The following is a 25055-nucleotide window of genomic DNA, read 5'->3' as shown; positions in this document are numbered from 1 at the left end:
TATTGTAGTAGTACCGTACAGCAGCTTATTTAGAACTAAAAAAATCTAATAAATAAGCGTTCATTAACATCGGTAGCGATTTTTGCTCATAAAATAGATAACGGTAGTTTTAAAAACGAAACTATGGTTTGAACCTAAAGAGCCCTACGCACCTAATATGAATGCATTTAATAAGATTGATATGACAGGCCAACTTCTGGATAAAATGAGTATTGAGCTAAACAGCCAACACATTTGAATCCCTTTAGAATTTAATAGCGTGATAACACCCTATTGTTTGCCGGCATTTAAAATACTGCGTACCAAAATACAGAGCCGTTCCGTTAAAGACCCAGTCGTGAGGCTGCACATTCTAAAAATAGGAACACCTGAACAGGCGAGAAAAACATCGTCATGTCAGCGACACAAACTAGTAGAGTAACATTATGAAACGTATGCTAATCAATGCAACGCAGCAAGAAGAAATGCGCGTAGCACTGGTTGACGGCCAGCGCCTATATGATTTAGATATAGAAAGCCCAGGTCACGAACAGAAAAAAGCCAATATTTATAAAGGCAAAATCACACGCATTGAACCATCTTTAGAAGCAGCATTTGTTGATTACGGTGCTGATCGTCATGGTTTCCTTCCATTAAAAGAAATTGCTCGCACTTACTTCCCGCAAGGTTACACCTTCCATGGTCGTCCGAATATTCGCGACGTGATCAAAGAAGGTCAAGAAGTAATAGTACAAGTTGATAAAGAAGAGCGTGGCCAAAAAGGTGCTGCACTCACAACCTTTATCAGCGTTGCCGGCAGCTACTTAGTGCTTATGCCTAATAACCCTCGCGCTGGCGGTATTTCTCGCCGTATCGAAGGTGATGAGCGAACTGAACTTAAAGAGTCGCTTAGCCGTTTAGAACTACCTAAAGGTATGGGCTTGATTGTACGTACTGCGGGTGTTGGTAAATCGTTTGAAGAATTAAACTACGATTTAAAAGCATTATTAGTCCACTGGGAAGCTATTCAACAAGCGGCAGACAGTGCTAAAGCGCCATTCTTAATTCACCAAGAAAGCAACGTGATTTTCCGCGCCATTCGCGACTATTTACGTCGTGACATTGGCGAGATTTTAATTGATAAGCCACGTGTTTTTGAAGAAGCTAAAGCGCACATTGAGCGTTTTCGTCCTGACTTTATGAGCCGCGTTAAGCTTTATCAAGGTGACACACCGTTATTTACGCATTACCAAATTGAAAGCCAAATTGAGTCTGCGTTCCAACGTGAAGTGCGTTTACCATCAGGTGGTTCAATTGTTATTGACCCTACTGAAGCACTTACGTCTATCGATATCAACTCGTCTAAAGCAACAAAAGGCGGCGATATTGAAGAAACAGCACTTAACACCAACTTAGAAGCAGCGGATGAAATTGCACGTCAACTTCGTTTACGTGACTTAGGTGGTTTAATTGTTATCGACTTTATTGATATGACTCCTCCACGTCATCAACGTGAAGTAGAAAACCGCTTAAAAGATGCCGCTCGCCCAGATCGTGCGCGTGTTCAAATTGGTAAAATTTCACGCTTTGGTTTACTTGAAATGTCGCGCCAGCGCCTACGCCCTTCACTAGGTGAAGCAAGCCAAGGTGTTTGTCCACGTTGTAGTGGTCAAGGCACTATTCGTTCAAACGAGTCAATTGCACTATCGATTTTACGTTTGATTGAAGAAGAAGCGATTAAAGACAATACTGCACAAGTAAATGCACAAGTGCCTGTTGCTGTTGCCGCTTATTTATTAAATGAGCAACGTCGTAGCGTCCACCGCATTGAAAAGCATCACAAATGTGACGTAGTGATTATTCCTAATCAACACATGGAAACACCACACTACGAAGTAATGCGCTTACGTAAAGATGAAACGCTTGAAACAGTAAGCTACGAGCAAGTTGTTGCGCCTGAGCCAGAAGCATTTGAAATGTCTAAATCGCCAGCAGCCCCTGTACGTGAAGAGCCGAAGCTTAAAGGTGTCGTTATGCCTTCAACGCCTGCTCCACAAGCGGCAGCAAAAGCAGCGCCGGTAGTAGAAGCAAAAGCTAAAATTGGTTTATTTACTTCATTGGGTAAGTGGATTAAGTCGTTATTTGCAAACGAAAGCGAGCAAACAACACAAGAGTCTTCTGACAAGAAAACTCAAGAGCGCACCAATAACAATCGTGGTAGTGATAATCGTCGCCGTAACAACAACCAGCGTCGTCGTAATAACAACCCACGTAATAAACCACGTAACGAACGTACAACAGACACTGAAACTAAAAATGAGTCAGCGCCTGCAGGTGATACGCAAGAAAAGAATGAGAATCGCAATAAGCGCCGTCGCAATTCTAATACGCGTAAACGTCCTGAGCATAAAACTGAAGATAAAACGCAAGTAAAAGCAGAGGCAACTCAAAACGCGGATACTGCGCCTAAGTCTGACAAAAATGCAAGTGCTGAGCCAAAAGAGCAAAAGCCTAAGGTACGTCGCCAACGTCGTAATTTACGTAAAAAAGTTCGCGTACAAGACGAAAGTGCTGAGCAAGTTCAAACAACAGAGCAAGCTGTTGAGCAACCTGTGATGAAAGAAGACAAGCCACAAGTACAAGAACAAGCACCTGTTGCTGAAAAGCAAAAGCCAGTATCAGATGAAAAAGCACCTGCACCTGCTAAAGAACAAGCAGAGGCTGTTGTTGATGCAAACGATAACGCTGTGGCACAAGATGAAGAACAAGAGCAAACACGCACTCGTTCACGTCGTTCACCACGTCATCTTCGCGCATCAGGTCAACGCCGTCGTCGCCCTGAAGGTGAAAACGCACCAGAAAAGTCTGATGAAGCGCCTGCGTTTGTACCCGTTGCGGATCAAGCCGCTGCTGAATACGAAGCAGAGCTAAAAGCAAAAGCACATAAATCGGCCGTTGATGCCTCTGATGCAGTTGAACAAAACATTGTTGAGGAAGAATTAGCGAAAACTGAAGAACCAGTGAAAACTGAAGAACCAGTGAAAACTGAAGAACCAGTGAAAACTGAAGAACCAGTGAAAGCTGAAGAGCCAAGTGAAAGCTGAAGAACCAGTGAAAGCTGCAGAACCAGTGAAAACTGAAAAACCAGTAAAAACTGAAGAGCCAGTGAAAACTGAAGAGCCAGTTAAAACTGAAGAACCAGTACAAACTGAAGAACCAGTACAAACTGAAGAACCAGTACAAACTGAAGAACCAGTACAAACTGAAGAACCAGTGAAAGCTGAAGAACCAGTAAAAACTGAAGAACCAGTACAAGCTGAAGAACCAGTAAAAACTGAAGAAGTTGCTGTTGAAGCTGAAACCGCACCGGTTAGTGCTACTGAAACACCTGTAGAAGCGAAAGAAGCACCAGTGGTTACAAGCCAACCTAAAACTGTTTCACAAGCGAGTTCTAGTAAGGTAAACGCTAAAACAGTGATTACAGCTGGACATGCAAGTGCGCCAATGGCACAGCCAACACCTGTAGCTGATAGCGAAACCAAGCATACATCGGTTGCAATGGCACATGACAAACGCGAGTTAATCCCTGACAGCGGCCTTCGCCCTGGCTCGGTAAAACCTGCCGGTCGTGCAAGCTCAGCAATGACTAAAACACTTAATGCTGAATAAGCACTAAGTTTAGCTCAAAGCATAAAAAAGCCGCGTTAATTGATTTTAACGCGGTTTTTTATTGATTGTAATTTATATAACTGGCAAACGGGGTCGAGGAGCTGCGGGTACCGGGTTACGAGCCTAATCCCTAGCACTTGTTTTATCTTCTCATTTACTCCTTATTCTCTTCTCTCAGTGCAATAAGATCTTTAAGAAAAGCATTCACAAATTTACGGGCTGAGGGGATCGTGCTTCGAGCCTGTTCCCCAAACCTGTAGCTCGTTGCCCGCCAAAACTATCTTTAATGACGCGACATAAAGTCGCTGCTACATCTAAACCTTGTAGCAGCGGGTTCACCCCGCGTTTGAATTAAAAAACCAAGGTAAATACCCGCTTATTAGAAAGCTCTAAACTCTACTTTAGACACAAAAAAGCACGGCATTAATATCGTGCTTTTGGTTTAATCAAACAGTGTTTAACGAAGTTTAATCTTGCTCTTGTTCCATAAAACGCTGTAGCTGATCTTTTAGATTTGGCGGAATGCCTTTTATAACTAGTGTATCTGTCGCTTCATTATACGTGACACGCTCACCTAAATGTTTACGCTCAAAGCTAATGCTTACACCGCCACCTAAGCCTGAAAACTTAACCATACTCGTTACTGTTTTCTTATCGACTGGGAACGACTCTTCTAAGTCATAGCTTTGCTCTTTACAAAAGCTCTCAAACGGATTGTCATCGCCTTTGGTCAGCGTTGCTGAAAGCTCACTTACATTAGCCTCTTCGCCTGTGGTGACACAGTCGTTACAATAATCAAATACTTGCTTACGTAAATCGTCTTTTTCAGACTTATCGAATTGCTGCTCTGATAAGTAGTCTTCTACCGCGCTTAGCATCACTTGGCTTTGTTGCTTAGGGTCAATACCCTCTTCACAGCCTAAGAAATCTAAGAAAAAGTCAGCTACTTTTCGCCCTGCACGGCCTTTAATAAATGAAATATAACGATTATCGTCTGCTTGGGTATCCCATGCGGTTAAATCGATGCGGGCAGCCAATTGCATACGCGAAATATCTAAATGGCGCGATGCGGCTAAATCAAGCTCTGAAGTCATTGAGTAGTGTTCTTTAATGTTGATCATGGCAATCAACATATAATCAGTAGCCACGTACTGATAATGACAAAATACTAAATAGCCAGTCTCATTAAAAGCGTATTTATCTAACTCTTCTTTTAATACCGTTGATGCTTGCTCGGTCATATGCCAAAAGCCAAGCTCATTATTGCGGTAGCTTTGCATAGTAGAGGCAACAATACTGTTTTTTTCGTCACTAAAAGCACAAAAACCTTTGCCCGGTTTGCCATTGTAGGCATGGTGTAATTGCTCAATGAATACAGCGACTTTGTCGTTGATCATCATTTCATCGTTGCGAAGGTGAATTTGGGTGTCGTCATCTTTTTTGTCTACATAGTGCACGACTAATTTTTTAACATCTATTGCCATCTTTGTTTTTCACGCCTCTGGTGTTAAAATACGGGAATATAACTATTTTTATTGAACCAACTGATGCCAATCTTATCAAAATACTCTAATGAAGAAGTAGAACAAATCGTCGATCAGCTTATTGATGTTTTATCAAAACACAATGCGCCGGTTGATTTAAGTCTTATGTGTTTAGGAAATTCTATCACGCATATCTTAAAAGAGCATGTACCAACAGGGAAAAGACAAGCTGTTACTGAGAACTTTGCAAAAGCACTCGCTCAGTCGGTTAAATAAACTCTATGAATTTATCGCAGCATAACCAGTTTTCATCGAAAGCAAGTCAATTATTAAGTTGGGGCCATTGGTTTACATTTGCCAATATTGGTTTAGCGCTTTTAATTAGCTTAAGCTATTTATTTGCCGACTCACCGCCCACCACTTATATAGGTATCACTTATATGGTGGTTACGTGGCTAAGCCACACCAGCTTTATTGCATTTTTAGCGTTTGTGCTGACGGTTTTTCCTTTAAGTTTAGTGTTTCCCTATCCACAGCATATTCGCGGTATGGCAGCAGTGATAGCAACAATAGGTGCTTCAATACTTACTTTGGACGCTTATGTGTATTTTAACTTGGGCTATCACTTAAATGCCTCAGCACTGCCTGAAATTATTTCGTTGCTGTGGCACCGCTTAACCACTTCACCTGCGCTCACTACCTTGCTTGCTGGCAGTATTGTGTTACTTATTTTAGGCTTTCAGCTTACGGTTAGTAACTTTACTTGGCACCATTTAGGGCGTTTAAAACAATTTAAATTTGCCCGTTATGCTGGTTCTTTTTTAGTGATTTGTTTTGCATTAAGCCACAGCATTCACATTTGGGCAGATGCAAATTTAAAATTTGATATCACCAAGCAAGACAACGTATTACCGCTTTCGTACCCAACTACAGCCAAAAGTTTACTCGCCAAAAACGACTTGTTAGATGTTGAAAGCTACGAACAAGCGCATAATGTTAAAATTAATAACCAAGGTATTAATTACCAAATACCTACCCCACTAGCAAAATGTGAAGATTACAACGCAGCTAAAGTAGATATTTTAGTGTTTGATAATGACGAACAGTTAGCAAAATTTGTTGCCAGCAACCAAGGCATTTATAAAAATCAGCAATTTTTACAACCCACAGATCATAGTGACATGCTATTTGGTTTAGTGTACGGCCTGCCTGCATTTTATAAAACCGACATTATTGAGCAACAAACGTTACCCGTTTGGCAAAGCCAACGTCGAAGTGTAGAAGTATACGGTATTGATGAGCTGAGCTTTATTAACGAGCAAGCACACAAAGACAGTACAATCAGGGTTATCAAAGCAAATGAAAGCGCGACTGTACGCGATGATGCTACTGAGTTTTTTGCATTTAGTGTGTCGCAAAACAGTAATGAAATAGTGACTACGTCAACGCTATATAGCTCAGATAAGTTTATTTCTAAAGTGAACGGCTTAATTCAGCCGAGTGATATTATTGCTACTGCCCTTGGCCAATATTTAAACTGTAATGCCCTTGCAGAGCAGACAATGTTAGGTAAAAACTTATACAGTAAAAGTAATAACATTGGCGTTAATTACTCACAAGGTGTCGTGATAGCTTATAAAAAAGATAGAATTACGCTAATTGATCGTGACGGAAATTTTAGAAATATTTCCGCAGCTGAAGGGTTTTCAATTGAACAAGGACTTGATATTCCGTTTTTAGTACACAGTATTAAAAAGCTCAAAACTTTTTCTCAATAGCACCTGATAGTTCAAGCGGGTTATTAGCACTGGCTCGCTTGATTTTCTATTTTTATTCCTTTGCACTTGCTATCCCCCCAAGCTAGGTTATAGTTTTTAGCATTAAAAATTATTAACTCGATCAGAATATGCAAAGGATAATCATTATGTTCAACGTTATTAATCTGATCATTATTGTCTGCCTTTTTTGTTTTAGCCCTTTCGCATTAGCTCAAACCACCTACTACAAATGCGTTACTCCAAAAGGAACGACATTTTCACAATTTCCCTGTAGTAACAATGCAACCATGCATAAAATAACTTCCACTGAGCCTAAACAGACAGGTGAAGAAATAAACTACACCCAGCAGTTAAACGAACTTGAACGCGACACCATAATTACCAACTTAGAGGCAGAGCTGCGCAGTAACCAGCATAAACTCGCCATTCTTACACGAGAAAAAGACAGAGCTGATTTTAAGCAACAACAGCGCTTAAATCATATATTGAGTGCGGAAGACAAAAAACGAATTAGTAAAGATATTAAAAAGACACAAAAAAGCTTAGATAAGCAATATAAAAAAGATAAAAAGTTGATTGAAAAGCGAATTAAAAAATTACAAAAAAAGATTGATGCCTACCAATCAGCCACTAATTAACTTAAATAAATATCATCTTAATTAGCTTGGTTTTAAACATAAAATAACATACCCTTAACAACCGTAGAGTTCGAACTCTAATGCGTGTTTAGTGGTGCAACTTCTTTTAACCACCTTTTACAATTTAAATGGTATCCACCTGCACTTTGCTAAACACCTAAAGGCGTCAATTAAGGAGTACTGATGCAACCACGCCAAATTGCTGAATTAATTTTAACCGGATTTAAAAAACATTACTTGCTGTTTCAAAGAACAACAGCAAAAGCGCCCTATGCGTTTGCTAAAAGAGATTGGCAAGCAATTAATGATATTAGCCGCTTGCGTATTAGTTATTACGATGATCGGGTTAACGAAACCACAAAAACCTTACGTGAACGCCAGCAAACAGACCAGCTAAACGAAAGCTTATGGCTTGAAGTAAAGAAAATTTACCAGCATTTTTTATGTTTTCATCCGCAAGCTGAGCTTGCTGAGACATTTTATAACTCCGTATTTTGCCGCCTGTACCACCGCCGCTATTTCCATAACGATTTTATTTTTGTTGAAGCAACACTCAAAGATGCGCCTTCAGTGCCTGTAGAAGCTGAATACAGAAGCTACTTCCCTGTAGTGGACGGTTTAAAACCAACCATTAAACGAATCATTAACCACTTTGATTTTAAAGCCGATTTTGTCAATCTTGAGCGCGATATTCGTTTATTAGTTAAAGCGTTTTATAAGCAGGCCCCCGATACTCACCACCAGCATTGGCAAATGCGTTTTGATATATTACACACGCCGTTCTACCGCAATAAAGCCGCGTATATTGTAGGGCGTGTTGTATCGCAAAGTGGCGTTCAACCTTTTATCATTGCGGTACTTCACCATGAAGATCAGGGGTTATATCTTGATGCCCTGCTGACTAAGTCGTCGCAAATGCGGGTTATTTTTGGCTTTGCACGCGCTTACTTTATGGTAGAAACTCACGCCCCTTCCGCGTTAGTGCGGTTTTTAAACCAACTGATGCCGAATAAAACCTTAGCCGAGCTTTACAATGCGATTGGTTTTCATAAACAAGGAAAAACTGAGTTTTACCGTGAGTTTTTGAATCATTTAACCCATTCTAATGACGAATTTACCATTGCACCTGGCACCCCAGGTATGGTGATGATGGTATTTACTCTGCCCTCATTTGGCTATGTATTTAAAGTCATCAAAGATAAATTTGGTGAAAGTAAGCCATTTGGTCGCGATACCGTATTAAAACGCTATCAATTGGTTAAAAGCCACGACCGTGTAGGGCGAATGGCCGACACTATAGAGTATTCAAACGTCGTATTTCCTTTAGCGCGTTTTGATAGTAACTTGTTAGCGCAGTTACATAAAACCATTGGATCATCAATGGTTATTGAAGGTGACTGGTTAATTATAAAACATTTATATATTGAAAGACGCATGACACCGCTTAATCTGTTTTTAGAAAATGCAGATGAAAAAAGTGCCGCCGATGCCATAGAAGAGTATGGTCAAGCACTCAAAGAAATGATTGCCGTGAATATTTTCCCCGGTGACATGTTGTTAAAGAACTTTGGTGTAAGTAAGCACAAACGTATTATTTTTTACGATTACGACGAAGTGCAATATTTAACAGACATGAACTTTAGAGCACTACCCAAAGCAAAAAGTTATGACGATTATTTAATGGACGAACAAAGTTACTCGGTTGCTCCTCAAGATGTATTTCCAGAGCAGCTATGTACTTTTGTAATGCCTAACCCAACATATAAACAATTTTTAACTAGCACGCACCCTGAATTACTTGATGTGAACTTTTGGAAACAAGCACAACAAAATATAAAAAATGGAAAGGTGAGTCATATTTATCCCTATCCTACAGCACAACGTTTTATCCATTATTGGTAAACGTTAAGGACACACAATGAATATAAGTAAAATAGATTTAAATTTACTGGTTTACCTCGATACATTACTGCGCGAATGTAATGTTACTCGTGCTGCAAACCAGCTTAGTATTACTCAACCGGCCATGAGTAACGGACTTAAACGCCTACGAAACCTTTTTAATGATCCTATTTTAGTACGTACCAGCGATGGCATGGTACCGACCGAGCGTGCTATTGAGCTACAGCCTGTCATTCGTGGTATTTTGATGACCCTTGAAGAAACACTGGCACCTAATCGTGAGTTCGATGCTAAACAAAGCAAACGGGTATTTAGGATCATGGCCAGTGATTACGCAGCCAGTACCATGGCACCGCGTTTATTAGGTAAACTACACGAAGAAGCGCCCGACACCACCTTAGATATTTTAACTCCCAGTGATGTAACCTTTCACGATGTTGAAAACGGTAAAGTAGATATGGCGATTAACCGCTTTGAAAATTTACCACAGTCGTTTCATCATAAACGTATTTGGAAAGATAGCTTTTGCTGTTTAGTCAAATCCGACAACCCTATTATTGAAAACTTTAGTCTAGACAGCTATTTAAAAGCTCGCCACATTTGGGTAAGTAAGACAGGTTTTGGTGTGGGTGTAGGGATGGATCCTAAAGATGTGCAAAAGCTGGGCTGGGTTGACGAAGCACTGGCGCATTTTGGTAAACACCGAAATATTGCCACTTTTACTCGTAACTACCATGTCGCTATTCATTTAGCGAAAGAGAAAAACCTAGTTGCGACTTTGCCCTCAAAGGCAGCTAATATTTATGTAGACGATCCTGGGCTTAAAATACTTGAGCCACCCTTTCCTATTCCGCCATTTGAACTTGATATGATATGGAGCCCTTTATTACACAGAGATGCTAGCCATATTTGGTTACGCCAAAAAGTAGCTGAAGTAGCGGATGAGCTAAAATAACCTTCTTACATACCTTTATGTAAAATTTGCTTGCTAGCGCTTGGTTAGCAAGCCTTCCTCCCCGTCAAAAACAATTAAAAGCCATAAAATACAAAAACTTAAAAATAAAGCTTGTTTGGAATAGCGCTTGCTTGGTAATGACTGTATTTTAAATTAACAGAGGTCATTATTATGAGCACCCATCAAGGACAAGAAATAAATCATATTACCGACATTATCCAAGTAATGAATAGCGGCATCGACTTTTACCAAAAAGCACAAGATAAAATACAAGACCCCGCAATAGGTGCCCTATTTCAACGTATGATTGACGCGCGTAAAGTCTGTGTGGAGAGTTTACAACCTTATGCAATTAATCAGCAGGGTGAACGCGAAGATGGCTCGTCGTTTGTTGTAGAAGCACGCCAAGCATTCACCGCTTTGATCAGTAAATTTACTAACGATAACGATCAAATATACGTTAAAGAGCTTGAGGAAGTGGAAGATAAAACCTTAGAAGAAATAAAAATAGCGTTGAAAAAGCCTCAGTCCCACGACTGTGAAGCTGCGCTATCAAAGGTATTACTTACCATGCAAAGCTGCCATGCAGAAATGAGTAAAATGCAAAAACATTAAGTTTAAAAACGATAAAAGGGCCTGACGGCCCTTTGGTTGTTAAATAACAATAGGAGAGTTATTAGGGTCTGTTTACCTTTTAAGGTTGAATTTGCAGCAGTCTGTTTGGTATTTAGGCAAGACAGAGCCTATGTGGTGTGGTTATTCCCCATAAATAGGCGATAACGCTGCATCAATACCACACAGGCGCTGCCCGAAGGGTTCTGCCTAGGGGCGATTTACTCTTTGTTGCTCGGTTTTTACTTAGCCCACTAGGTTACAAACCTCGCGCCGCGATTAAACCGCTCCTAGTTTGAACAAATTTTAATCCAAAAAGGTCAACAGACCCTTATTAAAAGCGGTACTCTGCGCCTACGTAGTAGTAAGCACCATTAAAGCCAAATGGCGCTGAACGACGTGAGTACTTAAATACCCCGTCACTGCTGACAATAGTATTACCTTGAGCATCCACAATTGTGCCTGAACGTGAATTACCTATGGTGTTTTCATCTGGGTAAACATCAAATAAGTTATTTGCGCCAATATTTACCGATAAATCATCAGTCACAAAATAGTTTACTTTAATATCCGTTAAAATTTCAGCACCGTAAGTCTGGCGGCCGCCATCTTCAACTGTGTACTCACCAAAACGGTTAAGCGATAGGTTTACGGTCCAGTCGTCGCGACGATAAAGTGCACTTAAGTTAATTCGATCTTCTGGTTGCCATTCTTCAATAATAGAAATTTCTTGATCAGAAAACACATCATCGACTGGCACGGTTTCAAGGCCAGAGCCTGCTGGTGTAAATAGAGACACCACATCGGTTTCGGTAAAGTTAGCCGCTAAAGTAAAATCAAGCGTGCCACCTAGGCCTTCTGTATTCCATGTAGCCACAAAGTCGATACCTTGTGTCTCAGTGTCAGCGCCATTTAAGAAAAACTGCCCTGCACCTGCACCCGAGCTCAGTAACGCGGCATCAAGGCTGCTTGATAAGCCTTTACCTAAGCGATTACTAATTACAATACGATCGTCAATATCGATTGAGTAGTAATCTAGGGTTACATTAATATTATCGCTTACGTTATAAACGATACCTAAACTACGGTTTTGAGATTTCTCTTCTGTGAGCTTAGGAATACCTAAACTTTGGGCAAGGGTTGAGTCGTTTCTAAAGGTACCCACTTCTTCAGCCACTAAGTTACCATTAGGGCCTACAACAAACTGTGTGCTGATGTTGTTAAAATACAACTGTTGCATTGAAGGTGCTCTAAAGCCTGAGCTTAGCGCACCACGAAGTGAAATATCTTCGGTTACTGACCAGTTACCGGCTAGTTTAAAATTAACTGTATCGCCAAACCCTTTGTAATTGTCGTAACGTAACGCCCCTGAGATAATCACATCTTCAATAACGTAAGCTTCAGCGTCTAAGTAAAACGAGATCACATCACGGGACTCATCAACCGACGATGCTGGCGATGAACCACCAAAGCCTTGTGTGCCACCGGATGCGTTTTCGCTGCCAACACCACCGCTTAGTCCATCATAAATATTAACACCGTTGTTGGTATCGTAATCACGATATGCGTATTCACTACCCTCTAAAATTCGGTACTCATCGGTACGAATTTCAGCACCCATTGCCAATGAGTAATCATCGAAATTTTGAGTAAAATCAAGATTAATCGTTTGCAGTGATAGCTCCATGCCATAAGCGTAACCTTGACGTGGAATCGTGGCGCGAATATCTGCTGCACTTAGGCCTTGATCATAACGTAAAAAATTCGCGTAAGAGCCGTTAATAGTATCGCTAGTCGTGTAGTCAATACTGTTTTCACCATAGGTGTACGATAAGTCTAAGCTTGAGTCGTTATCAAATTCAGTTTTATAACCAAAGTTATATGAAATATCGTCAATCGTGGTGTTTATTTTAGGTAAAAAACCAGCTGGGATAGTTGCATCGCCATCTTGAAGTACCGGGTTACCACCTGCATTAGCATTATGGCGGAAAAATGCTGCTGATTCGTTATCACGAGTTGAATAGGTAATAAAACCGTATAGTTCACCCGCTCCTAATTCGTAGCCGGTGTTAACTGTTAAACCAAATTGTTGTGAATCAGCATCACCAATTCTGAATGTATCACGCGGTGCGGTTAATTCGCGTGGATCACCTGCAAGCAAGGTACCATCAGAAAGTTCAGTACAGCCATAGAACTGACATGAGCCATGAAGGCCTGCACGGTTAGTTGGTGCACGATCACGGTAGTTAATAGTTGTATTTAAATAACCGTTATCACCTAAAGCAAAGCCTTTATTAAAGTCGATATTAACGGTTTCGCCATCACCTTCAGAGTACTCACCGTAGTTAACGGCCGCTTTACCACCTTCGCTGCCATCTTTTAGCACGATATTAATAACACCGGCAATTGCATCCGAACCATATTGAGCCGCAGCGCCGTCGCGCAGTACTTCAATACGTTTAATGGCTGAGGCTGGAATCGCATTCATGTCAGTACCCGCAGTACCACGACCAACAGAAGTATTAATGTGGATAATACTGGCTTGATGACGACGCTTACCATTGATCAATACCAATGTTTGATCCGGGCCAAGGCCACGTAAGGTTGCGGGTCTTAATGCATCAGTACCATCACTAATAGATGAACTTGAAAAGTTAAAAGAAGGTGCGATAGCTTGAAGCATGCGGCCAACTTCAGTTTGACCGGTATTTTCGAGTGCTTCTGCACTTAAAATATCAACGGGGACAGGTAAGTCTTCAACTGAGCGTCCTGCGACACGACTACCTACAATAGCAATTTTTTCGATGTTTTGTTCTGCGCTTTGTTCAGCGGCATTTATTCCTTGTGAATTAACTGCAAGTAAAGCAGGTAATACAGCAGCACTAACTCCTGAAAGCTTCATCATGTTGTTATCTTTCCTATTGATTTGTTTGAGTTTAATACTCAGTAAACCATTTTGATCAACAACCGCATCGAGCTCAGTCTCAGCTAACAATGCGTTTAACGCATCGAGTTGAGAATAAAATCCATATAACGAATTTGCCTGGTACTGTTTAGCAAGTTCGTACGAAAAAACCACTGTTTGTTCAGTTTGCTTGGCAAATTCAATTAAGGCTTTGTCTGCTCGTTGCGCTTTTATATCAAACTGCATCATTTGCCCCTCAGTTTGACTCGCGTGCACACTGATACTAAAAAACAGCGGTGCAACGAGTCCCAACGGGCTTAAATAACACATATGGTTACTGCGCAACTTATATAAACAGTTAGCAAACAAAAATCCTCTATAGGTTTTTATCATTTTTTTAATCTTTAAATTACTTTTTAAACCCTTATGAGTAACATTGATTAACAATGGCGTGATTTTCATTACCATTACCTATGACTTTTTTTGATATTTTAAACTAACAACATGCTCGCCTAAACGCTCATGCTCAATTGAAAAATTATTTTGTAAGCTCTCTAAAAGCCCTGCGACATCACCCGCTTTAAACACGCCAGCCACTTTAATACGCGCTAATTCATCAGATGACAGTTCAAATCGCGTGGCGGTATAACGGCTAACTTCGTTTAAGGCATCAACCAGTTGCTCGCCATTGAATATCAACATGCCATTTTGCCATGCTAAATCGCGTTGTACGTCATCAACCGATAATTGTGTAATTGGTTTAGTTACGCTCTGTTCAATAATAGCTTTTTCACCCGATATCACTATATTGGCATTGATCTGGCGGATTTCGTGATTGCTGTTATCAGCTTGCTGATACGCTTTAAAATCGTCAGTATTAACGGCAACGCTAGGATCGGTGATCATCACTTTACCTTCAGTGACTACCAACTCGAGATCTGATGAGGTATTGCGCTGCACATTAAAGACTGTACCAAGTGCGGTAAAGCTTTTGTCACCCGCCATCACACTAAATGGTCGTGATGCATCTTTAGCTACGTTAAAACGTCCTTCCCCACGGCTTAGTAATAACTGTCTGCGCCCTTGGCTATAAGCTACTTCCAATGAACTATTGGTATTAAGCTGAACTATTGTGCCATCTGGTAAAACATAGGTTGCTTGCTCGCCAACCTTTGTTTTATAAATTTTTGTATAATTTACTTTAGCTAAATTTTGGTTAAAGTTGCTATCAATGTTTATCAAAAAATAGCTGCACATCATTAAGGCTGCAATAATACTTGCTGCAATACCATATACATAGGCAGGCTTGGTTTTAATGCCAGCTGAGTGTTTATTAGGAAACAATACGCTAAGTTCGTTAAGCACACTTAAGTCGTCCCACAGTTGCGCTAACTCATATACCGCATTTTGATGAGCGGTGCTTTGTAGCATCCATAGTTTAAATTGCTCTTGCTCTTGTGTACTTAAGCCACGATCAATCGCGCTTATCCATAGCGATGCTTTTTCTAAGATTAATTCTTTTGAAGTAAATTGATGGATGTTATTCATTTTACTGCCCTCACAATGCTCGCACTTTGTTGCCCATGCTCACTCTCATCTTGCGCTTGCTCGCGCATATACAGCATGGTGTTTAATAGTCCTTTAGCAATGTGCTTTTCTACCGTGCTTTGACTTAGCTGCATTTGCTGTGCGATCTCTTTTTGGCTCATCCCATATACTTTTTTTAATATAAAACACTTTCTTACCACAGGGCTTAATTGCTCAGTAGCTCGACAAAATAGTAAAAAACGCTCTTTGGAGGTGTATTCATCTTCTAATTGCATTGATTTGAGCAATTTAGGAAGTTCAGTTTCGTGATTCAAAGGAGTACTAAATTTATTATCCCATTTAGCTATATGATTCAAGGCGAGGTGCTTAGCTGTTTTTAACATATAGCTGCGGGTGTATTGAATATCTTGTTTTAGCTCTGCTTCATAGCTTTTAACAAAGGTTTCTTGAACAATATCATCAACATCGTCAGGTAATACGATTTTAGACACAAAGCGCCGTAATTGCGTAGATATGTCTGAGAAAGTACTGGCCAATTTAAGTCCTTGAGCCACGTGGGTAGTCCCTTGTTATTATTATTACCGTAAGATTACGAGTTTTAAGGTTAATTACAAGGCATTTTGTTAATTATTGGTTATTTATTAGTTGCTAACATACATACTCAGTATAAATGTATGAATGTTTATTATGCTTTTAATCATTATGGCTGTATAAAAAGTAGCACCCCTAGCGTTTTTATAGTGAAGCCAAACAGTTATTTAGCTTATTTTTATTGGTTTGTTGTGTAGTAATTTACTAATCGCAACGCTACTATTAACGGATAGAGGTTAGGAGTTACAAATGAATAATCAAAAATTAGCTGATTTTGAGCTTTACTTTCAAATTGAAGAAAGCAATCGCGTCAATCTATTTGCTGTAGATGACGCAGTGGTACCAAAAAGCTTGGCTGAACTAGACGCAGACATTCCGCCTTTATTTAAACTCGCTAACGAAGTCAGTAGTTTAGATCAAAGCGCCTTGGGTCCTTTGCGTAACTTAGGAGATATTGCCCAAGAACTGACGACGTTTTTACAAGCCCAATCGCGCAAAATAGATTTGATCATGAGCCATATTTTAGCTTCTGAACAACCTGAAGATAACTCTATTTATTGCGATAGTTATGGCGGTGGCGGAATTAAGTTTATCAGTGAACATTTGTACACATTAGGTCAGAAATTTCGTACCAAACTGTTTTTACAACACGAAGCCTCTGCAGTGTATTGTTATAGCGAAGTCGTTGCTATAGAAAAACAAGACAATGAGCATTACCAATATACCCTGCTCTTTGTATCAATAAGAGACAGTGATCAAGAGCTGGTTGTTAGAGCCAGTTTACATGCGCAAACACGCCAGCTTAAAAAGCGTCAGCAACTTGAAAAAGCGAAAGAGAGTCCAAACGAGTAACACCAGTGTTTATTTACCGCTTTAAATTGTAGTTCAAACACTTATTTAAAAGTGACTTAGCCGTAATTGAACTGCTAAACTAGCCCCATCTTTATTTGTATTAAAAATCCATGAACTTTAGACTTTTACCTGAATGGGCCGAGCAAGATGCAGTTATGCTTACATGGCCACACAAAAATACCGATTGGGCTGATAATTTAGCGCGTGTTGAACCCGTTTATATTGAACTTGCAAAACATATTACTGCGAAACAAGCCTTAGTGATTGTTGCTCATGATGAGGCATTAAAAACCCACATAAACTCATTACTAAATGATGCTGGTATTAAGCAGACCCGTGTATATTTTGTTGTTACTCCTACTAACGATACGTGGGCGCGTGACCATGGCCCGCTTACGTGTAGCGCTATAGAAAAGCCAGAGCAACTAAAAGTCTACGACTTTACCTTTAATGGCTGGGGTAATAAGTTTGAAAGTGCCCTTGATAATCAAATAAATCACATATTAGTTAAACAGCTAAGCAATATAAACAACCAGTATCAAGCCCTCGATATGGTACTTGAAGGCGGTGGTATTGAAATAAATGAACACGGTGTATTGCTAACAACCAGCGAGTGTTTACTGAATAAAAATCGTAACCCTAATTTAACGCCAAGTGACATAGAAGTTCTTTTAAAAGCGCACTTAGGGGCAACACGTTTTTTATGGGTTGATCATGGTTATTTAGCGGGTGACGACACCGATAGCCACATTGATACGCTAGTGCGCTTTGCGCCTAATAACACCCTTGTGTATGTAAAATGTGACGATGAAAGCGATGAGCATTTTAGCGCGCTAGATGCCATGGAAAAACAACTAAAAAGCTTTAAAACCGCTGATAACACCCCATATAAGCTAATTGAGTTACCGTGGCCAAAAGCCGTGTATGATGATGAAAATACGCGTCTACCCGCCACCTATGCAAATTACTTAATTATTAATAATACGGTATTAGTGCCTACTTATGACGATGCAAGCGACCAACGCGCTTTAACGCAAGTTCAAAAGGCATACCCAGAGCACACAATTATTGGTGTAAATTGTTTACCTATTATTGAGCAATTTGGCAGTCTTCACTGCATTACAATGCAATTACCCCGTGGATTTTTAGCTGGAGCAGCACAATGACAAGCCCTGCACATTTATCAGTTGCCTTAGTGCAACAAAGCAACAGTGACAACGCTGAACATAACATTGAAAAGTCAATTGCGGGCATTCGCGATGCAGCAAGTAAAGGCGCGCAACTTGTTGTACTTCAAGAATTACACCGTAGTTTATATTTTTGCCAAACCGAAGACGTTGATGTATTTGATTTGGCCGAAACAATACCAGGCCCAAGTAGTAATATTTTAGGTGAACTCGCCAAAGAGCTTGGTATTGTGATTGTAGCGTCATTATTTGAAAAACGTGCTACGGGCCTTTACCACAATACCGCCGTGGTGCTTGAAAAAGACGGCAGCATTGCAGGTAAATACCGTAAAATGCATATTCCAGACGACCCAGGGTTTTATGAAAAGTTTTACTTTACTCCTGGGGACTTAGGCTTTGAGCCTATTCAAACCTCAGTAGGTAAACTAGGTGTACTGGTATGTTGGGATCAATGGTTTCCTGAAGCCGCGCGTTTAATGGCAATGGCCGGTGCTGAGCTTTTAATTTACCCAACAGCTATTGGCTGGGACCCTCGCGATGATAAAGACGAGCAAACCCGCCAAAAAGATGCTTGGGTTATTTCACAGCGAGCGCATGCGGTTGCTAATGGCGTTCCGGTGATTAGTTGTAACCGTGTTGGCCTTGAGCGCGACCCGAGCGGTCAAAGTGACGGTATTCAATTTTGGGGCAACTCGTTTATTGCAGGCCCTCAAGGTGAAATGTTGGCAGAGGCTGATAACCAAAATGAACAAATATTAATGGTAAAACTTGATCAAAAACGCAGCGAGAACGTAAGACGTATCTGGCCGTATTTACGCGACCGTAGAATTGATCATTATCAAGATTTAACAAAAATTTACCGTGACTAAATAATAATGTGGCTCTTACTCGTTAAGAGCCTAATTTAATGGAGTAATTAATGGCGTTTGAGCAATGGGCAGCCTTGCCTTGGGTAAAATCTCAAAAAGATAAAATTCAATGGGGCGAACTTTTAGGCAGTGGCTTAAGCATTGCTATTGCACAAGGTGTAAAACAGCAAGATAACTTGGTGTTAATTGTTACCCCTGATACTCCAAGTGCTCTGCGCCTTGAAACAGAATTAGAGTACTTGCTGCCTGATAACCCAGTGATGGTTTTTCCAGATTGGGAAACATTGCCTTATGATCACTTCTCTCCCCACCAAGATATTATTTCAGCGCGCTTAGCAACACTCAATACACTGAAAAAAGAGCAACAAAGCGTGCTCATTGTGCCGGTATCAACCTTGATGCTGCGTACTGCACCAGCATCATTTATATACGGCTCAACGCTGAATTTTAAAGTAGGCGATAGATTAGACACCCATGCCCTGCGAGAAAATTTAGAGCAAGCGGGTTACTTACATGTGCAACAAGTCATGGAACATGGCGAATATGCCATACGCGGCTCTATTGTTGATTTATACCCCATGGGGAGTAAGCATCCATTTAGGCTCGACTTTTTTGATGATGAGCTAGATACCATCCGTTTATTTGATGTGGAAACTCAGCGCTCAGACGAAAAAGTAGACAAAATTGAGCTACTGCCTGCTCATGAGTTCCCTACTAACGAATCAGATATTGAACGTTTCAGAATAAGCTATCGTGAAAAATTTGGCGCAAGTGCTGAGCAAGACTCAGTCTACATGCAGGTCAGTAAAGGCAATTGGCCAGCAGGTATAGAGTATTACATGCCGCTGTTTTTTGAAGGCTTAGCAACCATATTCGACTACTTACCTGACTCAACAACCGTCATGCAGTTAGGGGATTTAGAGCATGCAGCGGATAACTTTTGGCACGATGTTAATGTGCGTTATGAGAACCGCCGTGTAGATCCTCTGCGTCCACTATTACCGCCCGATGAATTATATCAGCCAATTAATGAGCTGTTTTCCAATTTAGGCAATTATGGCCGCATTCGCCTATCGCAAGCAAAGCTAGGCACCAAAGCAGGTAATAAAAACCTCGCAGTTAATGAATTGCCCAATGTACGCATCGATCATAAACAACATCAACCCTACGATGCATTTATAAATTATGTGGCAGAACAAAAAAAGAAAAAAGGCCGAGTTGTCATCAGTGTTGAGTCGGACGGTCGACGCGAATCATTACTGAGTATATTAAAACCTAGCGGCTTAAAATTTAAAGAATTTGATAGTTTTGAGCAGTTTACCAACAGCAGTAATGACGTTGGTTTAATTGTCAGTCCGCTTGAGCAAAGTGTAGTGCTTAGTACTAAACCAAGCTTGAGCATTATTACCGAGCAAGAATTGCTTGGGATCAAAGTATCACAACGCAGACGTCGTAAGCACAAGTATGAAGCAAGCCAAGACGCACTAATTCGTAACTTAGCAGAGCTTAAAGAAGGTCAACCGGTTGTGCACCTTGACCATGGTGTGGGCCGTTATCAAGGGCTGCAAACGATTGATGCCGCCGGTGTGGTGACTGAATTTGTAACTATTACTTATGCAGGTGAAGCAAAGCTTTATGTGCCGGTATCGGCACTTCATATGCTTAGTCGTTACTCCGGCGGTGAAGAGGCCAGTGCGCCACTGCATAAGCTCGGCTCTGATGCCTGGGATAAAGCGAAAAAGCGCGCCGCCGAAAAAGTACGTGATGTAGCCGCAGAGTTACTCGACATATATGCACAACGCCAAGCTAAGCCTGGTAATAAGTTTACGCTTGATGGCCAAGCTTATCGCCAATTTAGCGATAGCTTCCCGTTTGAAGAAACGGATGATCAACGTAACGCCATTGAAGCGGTGCTTGGTGACATGCAGTCAAAACAAGCCATGGATCGCTTAGTATGTGGTGATGTAGGTTTTGGTAAGACCGAAGTAGCTATGCGTGCAGCCTTTGTAGCAGTTAACGATAATAAGCAGGTGGCTATTTTAGTCCCTACCACCCTACTTGCTCAGCAACACTACGATAATTTTAAAGACCGCTTTGCTGATTTTCCAATTGAAGTGGGTGTGCTGTCGCGTTTTAATTCGACCAAAGAGCAAAAAGAAACCCTTGAAAGAATGAGTGATGGCAAGCTAGATGTGGTTATTGGCACTCATAAATTGATTCAACAAGATATCAACTTTAAAGATTTAGGCCTGTTAATTGTTGATGAAGAACACCGATTTGGGGTTCGTCAAAAAGAAAAAATTAAAGCCCTGAGAGCTGATGTAGACATACTCACTCTGACCGCTACGCCTATTCCGCGTACATTAAACATGGCGATGAGTGGCATGCGCGATTTATCAATTATTGCCACTCCACCGGCTAAACGTTTAGCGGTTAAGACCTTTGTACGCCAACGCGACGAAGAGCTTATTCGCGAAGCGGTACTGCGTGAAATTAAACGTGGCGGCCAAGTATACTTTTTACATAACAACGTAGAAACCATTGAACGTGTCGCTCAAGAAATTAGTGAATGGGTGCCTGAGGCAACAGTAACCTCTGCACATGGGCAAATGCGAGAGCAAGAGCTTGAGCAGATAATGACCGACTTTTATCATCAAAAATACAATGTCCTTGTGTGTACCACAATCATTGAAACCGGTATTGATGTGCCCACAGCAAACACCATAATTATGGATAGAGCCGATAAACTTGGTCTTGCTCAACTACACCAATTACGCGGACGTGTAGGTAGAAGCCATCACCAAGCCTATGCTTATTTACTTACCGGTAACCCTAAGGCACTCTCTAAAGATGCGAAAAAACGTTTAGACGCGATTGCCTCATTAGAAGATTTAGGCGCTGGCTTTGCCTTAGCAACTCATGATTTAGAAATTCGTGGTGCGGGTGAGCTATTAGGGGATGATCAATCAGGGCAAATGCAGACCATTGGCTTTAATTTGTATATGGAAATGCTTGAACAGGCCGTTAACGCACTTAAAAATGGTCAAGAGCCAACTCTTGAAAATCTATTACAAAAACAAACAGAAGTAGACTTAAAGCTACCGGCTCTGTTGCCAGATGACTATATTCACGATGTTAACGCGCGTTTAGGTATGTACAAGCGTGTAGCAAGTTGTGCTAGTCTTGCTGATATTGATGAGCTGCAAGTTGAATTGATAGACCGCTTTGGTTTATTACCCGATGCAGCTAAAAACTTGTTTAGCTTACAACAACTAAAAATGCAGGCGAGTAATTTAGGCATAACAAAAATTGAAGCTAACCCGAAAGGGGGTTACTTTGAGTTTAGTCAAAATACTAAGGTTAATCCTAGCTTCATTATTGGTTTGATACAAAGTGCGCCGCATATCTACAAGATGGATGGCGCAAATAAATTACGCTTTGTCATTAGCGAGGCAAATGCCCGTGAACGCTTAAAAATGATCACTGCTATGATTGCAGATTTCGAAAAAAAGGTTAGCCATTAATGTTGCTGAAAAAATCGCTGGTTATTTTATGCTGCTTGTTCAGCAGTACTGCATTTGCAGAGCGCTGGTTTGAAGTAGAGGTATTGATATTTAAACAACGCCCTGCCCCATATCTACAAGAAGACTTTAGCTTAAAGCACGATGCCTTAGAAGATAAAAACACCTTAGATTTACTAAGCCCAGTTTATAAAAACCAAGCAATGGACGCGTGTATAAACGGCGATCCGCGTTTTCAAACACGTACCTTTGCTGACACCTTAGTTAATTCAAACCCACAGTCAGCAGCGTGTAACGACAGCATTGATTATATAAAGAGTTACGATGTGCTACCAGTAACCCCTCAGGCACCAGCACTAGAGACGATGGAGCAAACTTACCTGTTAGCCCCTGAGCAATTGCAGTTCGAATCGCAACGTCAAGCTTTAAACCGCAAAGGGCTTACTCCTTTATTACATACCGGTTGGCGATTTGAAGGTGCGAGCAAATCACGTTCGCCTAACATACACTTGTTTGCAGGCAGCCAATTAAAGAACAATATAAACACCGCGATTAGTTACGCCAATTCTGATTTTATTAGCTTGATAAATACGCCTGAGCCACTATTTATCGAAACTCAATCTCCCGAAATGAAATGGGAATTAGATGGGCTATTTAAAATACACTTGCGCCATTACTTATTCATTAATGCACACTTTGATATTAGTGAAAAACGTGACAACGGAGAGCTAGAGTCAGCCCGTTTTTCACAGTTTAGACGGGTGTTTAGCGAAGATATTCATTACTTTGATCACCCTCGACTGGGGATGATTGTACAAATTCGAAAATTTAATCATTAACGGTATTTACTCAAAGGAAAATAACAATGAAAAAACTACTAATAATTGCTGCAGCACTGAGTCTTGCGGCTTGTTCGAAAGTAAGCTTGGAAAATTACGAAAAAATTAAAATCGGAATGGGCAAAACTGAAGTTGAAGCCATTTTAGGTAGTGCTGATAATTGTGTAGAAAAAACACTGCATACTAGCTGTACTTGGGGGGATGACGCTAAAAACATCGAAATTACCTTAGTATCAGACAAAGTAACGCTATACAGCAAAAAAGGGCTAACAGATAAGTAAGCTAGTTAAGGTTAAGAAATAAAGGAATAAAGGAATAAAGGAATAAAGGAATAACGTATGTTATTCCTCTTTTTTAGCGTCACTGGTGTAAATCAGCTCTATATTGACAATTTTACTGCGATTTAAAGTGATTTTGTAGCGTTGATACAGTGCATTATCAGATTCGGTTAGAACTAATACCATATTTAATTGGTAGCGTCTTTCGACTCCCTGTTTAGAAATTTTATTATTTTCTAAATGGTAGAGTTTCCCCTCCCCCTTTTTTAAATAACGTGCAAATGGCGCAAGATTAAATTGCAGTGTTTGCTGCAAGCTATCGTAGCCTGGCAAAAATTCTTTAGCACTGACCCGTGTTTCGCTAGCAAAATGCAGCCATTGTGCCGCCTGTTTATTTTGTTGACGACGCTTGGAGAAAATTTTTCTCACTTCTTTAGGGATTTTTTTAAACCGGGTGTATTCTAACCAAATAAACTGGCTCGCCACTTTATCTTTTGTGATGCTGTTTTTAAAAATAAACCGCCATTTTGGCCGCCCTCGCACAATAGCACGCCAAATAATACGGGTAATATCTTCTTTAAATATTTCTCTCAGCCCGTAAATAACCCCTAAAATCAAAATCAATGAGGCGGTTATTTCAGTAAAGGTAGAACGCGCATTTAAAATAACCACCATTACAAAAGCCATTATAACGGCCGTTACAGAGCCTTTTACCAAACGTTTTAAATAGCTATTAAGATAGCGTGTTTGGCGCTGTAAAATCACTCCATGCTCTATTAAACGCTGGAGTAAACGCATCTTATTAGTAATTCTATTGGCGTCTTTAAGTGTTGAATCAGAATTATATTGCTGCTCTGCTCGATACTCACTCTCTGACTTACAAAAGTTTAGTAAGTCATTTCGCTCTTTAGCGTGATCGCTACTACGCGGGCCTTCATCAAGCAGCTTTAAAAAAGTTTGTTCAATTTGCCAGCTTAGGTAGTTATCAGCATTAGTATAAAACGGGATCAACTTTTCGTTATCTGGGGTGTAACGTCTGAGTTTTCGAAGTAGGCTTTGGCTTTGCTCGCAAAGCTCCATTGCACGTTGGTAAAATTCATCGCTTTCTTGAATTTTTAACGCATCTTTAATATCAGCATCAATAGCAAGGCGTACTTGATAACAATATAAATTTAGATTTTGTCGGTAGTCTTGTTGCTCACCTTTGTTTTTACTCACAAAGCGGCTTCGTACCAATGGAAGGTGGATATTATTAGCGTTGTAGGCTACAAAAGATTTAAATTGGTTATTAAAGTAAGACTCTTCGCTAAGGGTTTGTGCATTAATACCCATCTCGTTTGGGATAGAAAAATAAAGATCGAGACGCTGCTCTGCACGCGGTGATAATTGCGGTTCAATAACAAACGATAAATTTTCGTCTTGCTTTAACAATGATGCCTCCTAGGGTC

General features: G+C 40.5%; 17 protein-coding genes and 1 pseudogene. 13 read left to right on the top strand and 5 right to left on the bottom strand.

What is annotated here, in order from left to right; all coding sequences use genetic code 11:
• The first annotated feature begins 425 nt into the window (after positions 1-425).
• Positions 426-3648 (top strand): annotated as a pseudogene (rne, locus tag P20311_RS03835) (ribonuclease E).
• A gap of 467 nt (positions 3649-4115) precedes the next feature.
• On the opposite strand, the gene yejK reads toward rne, so the two are convergent.
• Complete coding sequence (yejK, locus tag P20311_RS03830; protein ID WP_008109849.1) at positions 4116-5132, bottom strand: nucleoid-associated protein YejK; 1017 nt, start codon at positions 5130-5132, stop codon at positions 4116-4118.
• A 63-nt stretch (positions 5133-5195) separates the two neighbouring features.
• Between yejK and P20311_RS03825 the strand changes: the two genes are divergently transcribed.
• From P20311_RS03825 to P20311_RS03800, 6 genes are all read left to right on the top strand, one after another.
• Entirely contained in the window at positions 5196-5408 is a 213-nt protein-coding gene (locus tag P20311_RS03825) for a DUF1414 domain-containing protein (RefSeq protein ID WP_008109847.1), read from the top strand.
• A 5-nt stretch (positions 5409-5413) separates the two neighbouring features.
• On the top strand, positions 5414-6910 hold the full coding sequence (locus tag P20311_RS03820; RefSeq protein ID WP_008109846.1) for a DUF3413 domain-containing protein: 1497 nt from the start codon (positions 5414-5416) through the stop codon (positions 6908-6910).
• Positions 6911-7056: 146 nt separating this feature from the next.
• Positions 7057-7548 carry a DUF4124 domain-containing protein gene (locus tag P20311_RS03815; RefSeq protein WP_036934386.1) on the top strand — a complete coding sequence of 164 codons (492 nt, stop codon included), beginning with the start codon at positions 7057-7059 and terminating at the stop codon, positions 7546-7548.
• A gap of 183 nt (positions 7549-7731) precedes the next feature.
• A complete protein-coding gene (gene aceK, locus P20311_RS03810; protein WP_008109841.1) occupies positions 7732-9450 on the top strand; it encodes a bifunctional isocitrate dehydrogenase kinase/phosphatase in 1719 nt (572 codons plus the stop codon).
• A 16-nt stretch (positions 9451-9466) separates the two neighbouring features.
• Entirely contained in the window at positions 9467-10405 is a 939-nt protein-coding gene (locus P20311_RS03805) for a LysR family transcriptional regulator (protein ID WP_008109839.1), read from the top strand.
• Between the two features lie 171 nt (positions 10406-10576).
• Positions 10577-11020 (top strand): PA2169 family four-helix-bundle protein, encoded by a 444-nt coding sequence (locus P20311_RS03800; protein WP_008109836.1) that lies wholly within the window; start codon positions 10577-10579, stop codon positions 11018-11020.
• Between the two features lie 331 nt (positions 11021-11351).
• Here the strand turns inward: P20311_RS03800 and P20311_RS03795 are convergent, their stop codons facing one another.
• From P20311_RS03795 to P20311_RS03785, 3 genes are read right to left on the bottom strand one after another with little or no spacing between them, the layout of a single operon-like run.
• On the bottom strand, positions 11352-14384 hold the full coding sequence (locus P20311_RS03795; RefSeq protein WP_008109834.1) for a TonB-dependent siderophore receptor: 3033 nt from the start codon (positions 14382-14384) through the stop codon (positions 11352-11354).
• A 9-nt stretch (positions 14385-14393) separates the two neighbouring features.
• The gene (locus tag P20311_RS03790; protein ID WP_008109832.1) at positions 14394-15470 is read right to left on the bottom strand and encodes a FecR family protein; all 1077 of its coding nucleotides are present in this window, start codon (positions 15468-15470) and stop codon (positions 14394-14396) included.
• Entirely contained in the window at positions 15467-16024 is a 558-nt protein-coding gene (locus tag P20311_RS03785) for an RNA polymerase sigma factor (RefSeq protein ID WP_008109831.1), read from the bottom strand. Before P20311_RS03785 ends, P20311_RS03790 begins: the two co-directional genes overlap by 4 nt.
• Before the next feature lie 286 nt (positions 16025-16310).
• Between P20311_RS03785 and P20311_RS03780 the strand changes: the two genes are divergently transcribed.
• From P20311_RS03780 to P20311_RS03755, 6 genes are all read left to right on the top strand, one after another.
• Positions 16311-16913, top strand: a complete 603-nt coding sequence (locus tag P20311_RS03780) for a PilZ domain-containing protein (RefSeq protein WP_008109828.1) — start codon at positions 16311-16313, stop codon at positions 16911-16913.
• 110 nt (positions 16914-17023) lie between these two features.
• Positions 17024-18079, top strand: a complete 1056-nt coding sequence (locus tag P20311_RS03775) for an agmatine/peptidylarginine deiminase (RefSeq protein WP_008109826.1) — start codon at positions 17024-17026, stop codon at positions 18077-18079.
• Complete coding sequence (locus P20311_RS03770) at positions 18076-18969, top strand: carbon-nitrogen hydrolase (protein WP_008109825.1); 894 nt, start codon at positions 18076-18078, stop codon at positions 18967-18969. Before P20311_RS03775 ends, P20311_RS03770 begins: the two co-directional genes overlap by 4 nt.
• A 50-nt stretch (positions 18970-19019) precedes the next feature.
• A complete protein-coding gene (gene mfd, locus P20311_RS03765; RefSeq protein ID WP_008109824.1) occupies positions 19020-22493 on the top strand; it encodes a transcription-repair coupling factor in 3474 nt (1157 codons plus the stop codon).
• Complete coding sequence (locus P20311_RS03760; RefSeq protein WP_008109823.1) at positions 22493-23329, top strand: peptidoglycan binding protein CsiV; 837 nt, start codon at positions 22493-22495, stop codon at positions 23327-23329. Before mfd ends, P20311_RS03760 begins: the two co-directional genes overlap by 1 nt.
• Before the next feature lie 26 nt (positions 23330-23355).
• Positions 23356-23610, top strand: a complete 255-nt coding sequence (locus P20311_RS03755; protein ID WP_008109822.1) for a hypothetical protein — start codon at positions 23356-23358, stop codon at positions 23608-23610.
• 60 nt (positions 23611-23670) lie between these two features.
• Here the strand turns inward: P20311_RS03755 and P20311_RS03750 are convergent, their stop codons facing one another.
• Positions 23671-25038 (bottom strand): hypothetical protein, encoded by a 1368-nt coding sequence (locus P20311_RS03750; RefSeq protein ID WP_008109821.1) that lies wholly within the window; start codon positions 25036-25038, stop codon positions 23671-23673.
• Positions 25039-25055 lie beyond the last annotated feature (17 nt).

The organism is Pseudoalteromonas sp. BSi20311 (assembly GCF_000239875.1).
In the GTDB taxonomy this organism is placed as follows: Bacteria; Pseudomonadota; Gammaproteobacteria; order Enterobacterales; family Alteromonadaceae; genus Pseudoalteromonas.
The sequence above is the reverse complement of the archived record's forward strand: the minus strand, read 5'-3'. Positions and strand labels throughout refer to the sequence as shown.

Coding starts and splice junctions, on each gene's coding strand:
- yejK (WP_008109849.1), bottom strand. CDS start 5,132: ATGGCAATAGATGTTAAAAAATTAGTCGTGCACTATGTAGACAAAAAA.
- P20311_RS03825 (WP_008109847.1), top strand. CDS start 5,196: ATGCCAATCTTATCAAAATACTCTAATGAAGAAGTAGAACAAATCGTC.
- P20311_RS03820 (WP_008109846.1), top strand. CDS start 5,414: ATGAATTTATCGCAGCATAACCAGTTTTCATCGAAAGCAAGTCAATTA.
- P20311_RS03815 (WP_036934386.1), top strand. CDS start 7,057: ATGTTCAACGTTATTAATCTGATCATTATTGTCTGCCTTTTTTGTTTT.
- aceK (WP_008109841.1), top strand. CDS start 7,732: ATGCAACCACGCCAAATTGCTGAATTAATTTTAACCGGATTTAAAAAA.
- P20311_RS03805 (WP_008109839.1), top strand. CDS start 9,467: ATGAATATAAGTAAAATAGATTTAAATTTACTGGTTTACCTCGATACA.
- P20311_RS03800 (WP_008109836.1), top strand. CDS start 10,577: ATGAGCACCCATCAAGGACAAGAAATAAATCATATTACCGACATTATC.
- P20311_RS03795 (WP_008109834.1), bottom strand. CDS start 14,384: ATGAAAATCACGCCATTGTTAATCAATGTTACTCATAAGGGTTTAAAA.
- P20311_RS03790 (WP_008109832.1), bottom strand. CDS start 15,470: ATGAATAACATCCATCAATTTACTTCAAAAGAATTAATCTTAGAAAAA.
- P20311_RS03780 (WP_008109828.1), top strand. CDS start 16,311: ATGAATAATCAAAAATTAGCTGATTTTGAGCTTTACTTTCAAATTGAA.
- P20311_RS03775 (WP_008109826.1), top strand. CDS start 17,024: ATGAACTTTAGACTTTTACCTGAATGGGCCGAGCAAGATGCAGTTATG.
- P20311_RS03770 (WP_008109825.1), top strand. CDS start 18,076: ATGACAAGCCCTGCACATTTATCAGTTGCCTTAGTGCAACAAAGCAAC.
- mfd (WP_008109824.1), top strand. CDS start 19,020: ATGGCGTTTGAGCAATGGGCAGCCTTGCCTTGGGTAAAATCTCAAAAA.
- P20311_RS03760 (WP_008109823.1), top strand. CDS start 22,493: ATGTTGCTGAAAAAATCGCTGGTTATTTTATGCTGCTTGTTCAGCAGT.
- P20311_RS03755 (WP_008109822.1), top strand. CDS start 23,356: ATGAAAAAACTACTAATAATTGCTGCAGCACTGAGTCTTGCGGCTTGT.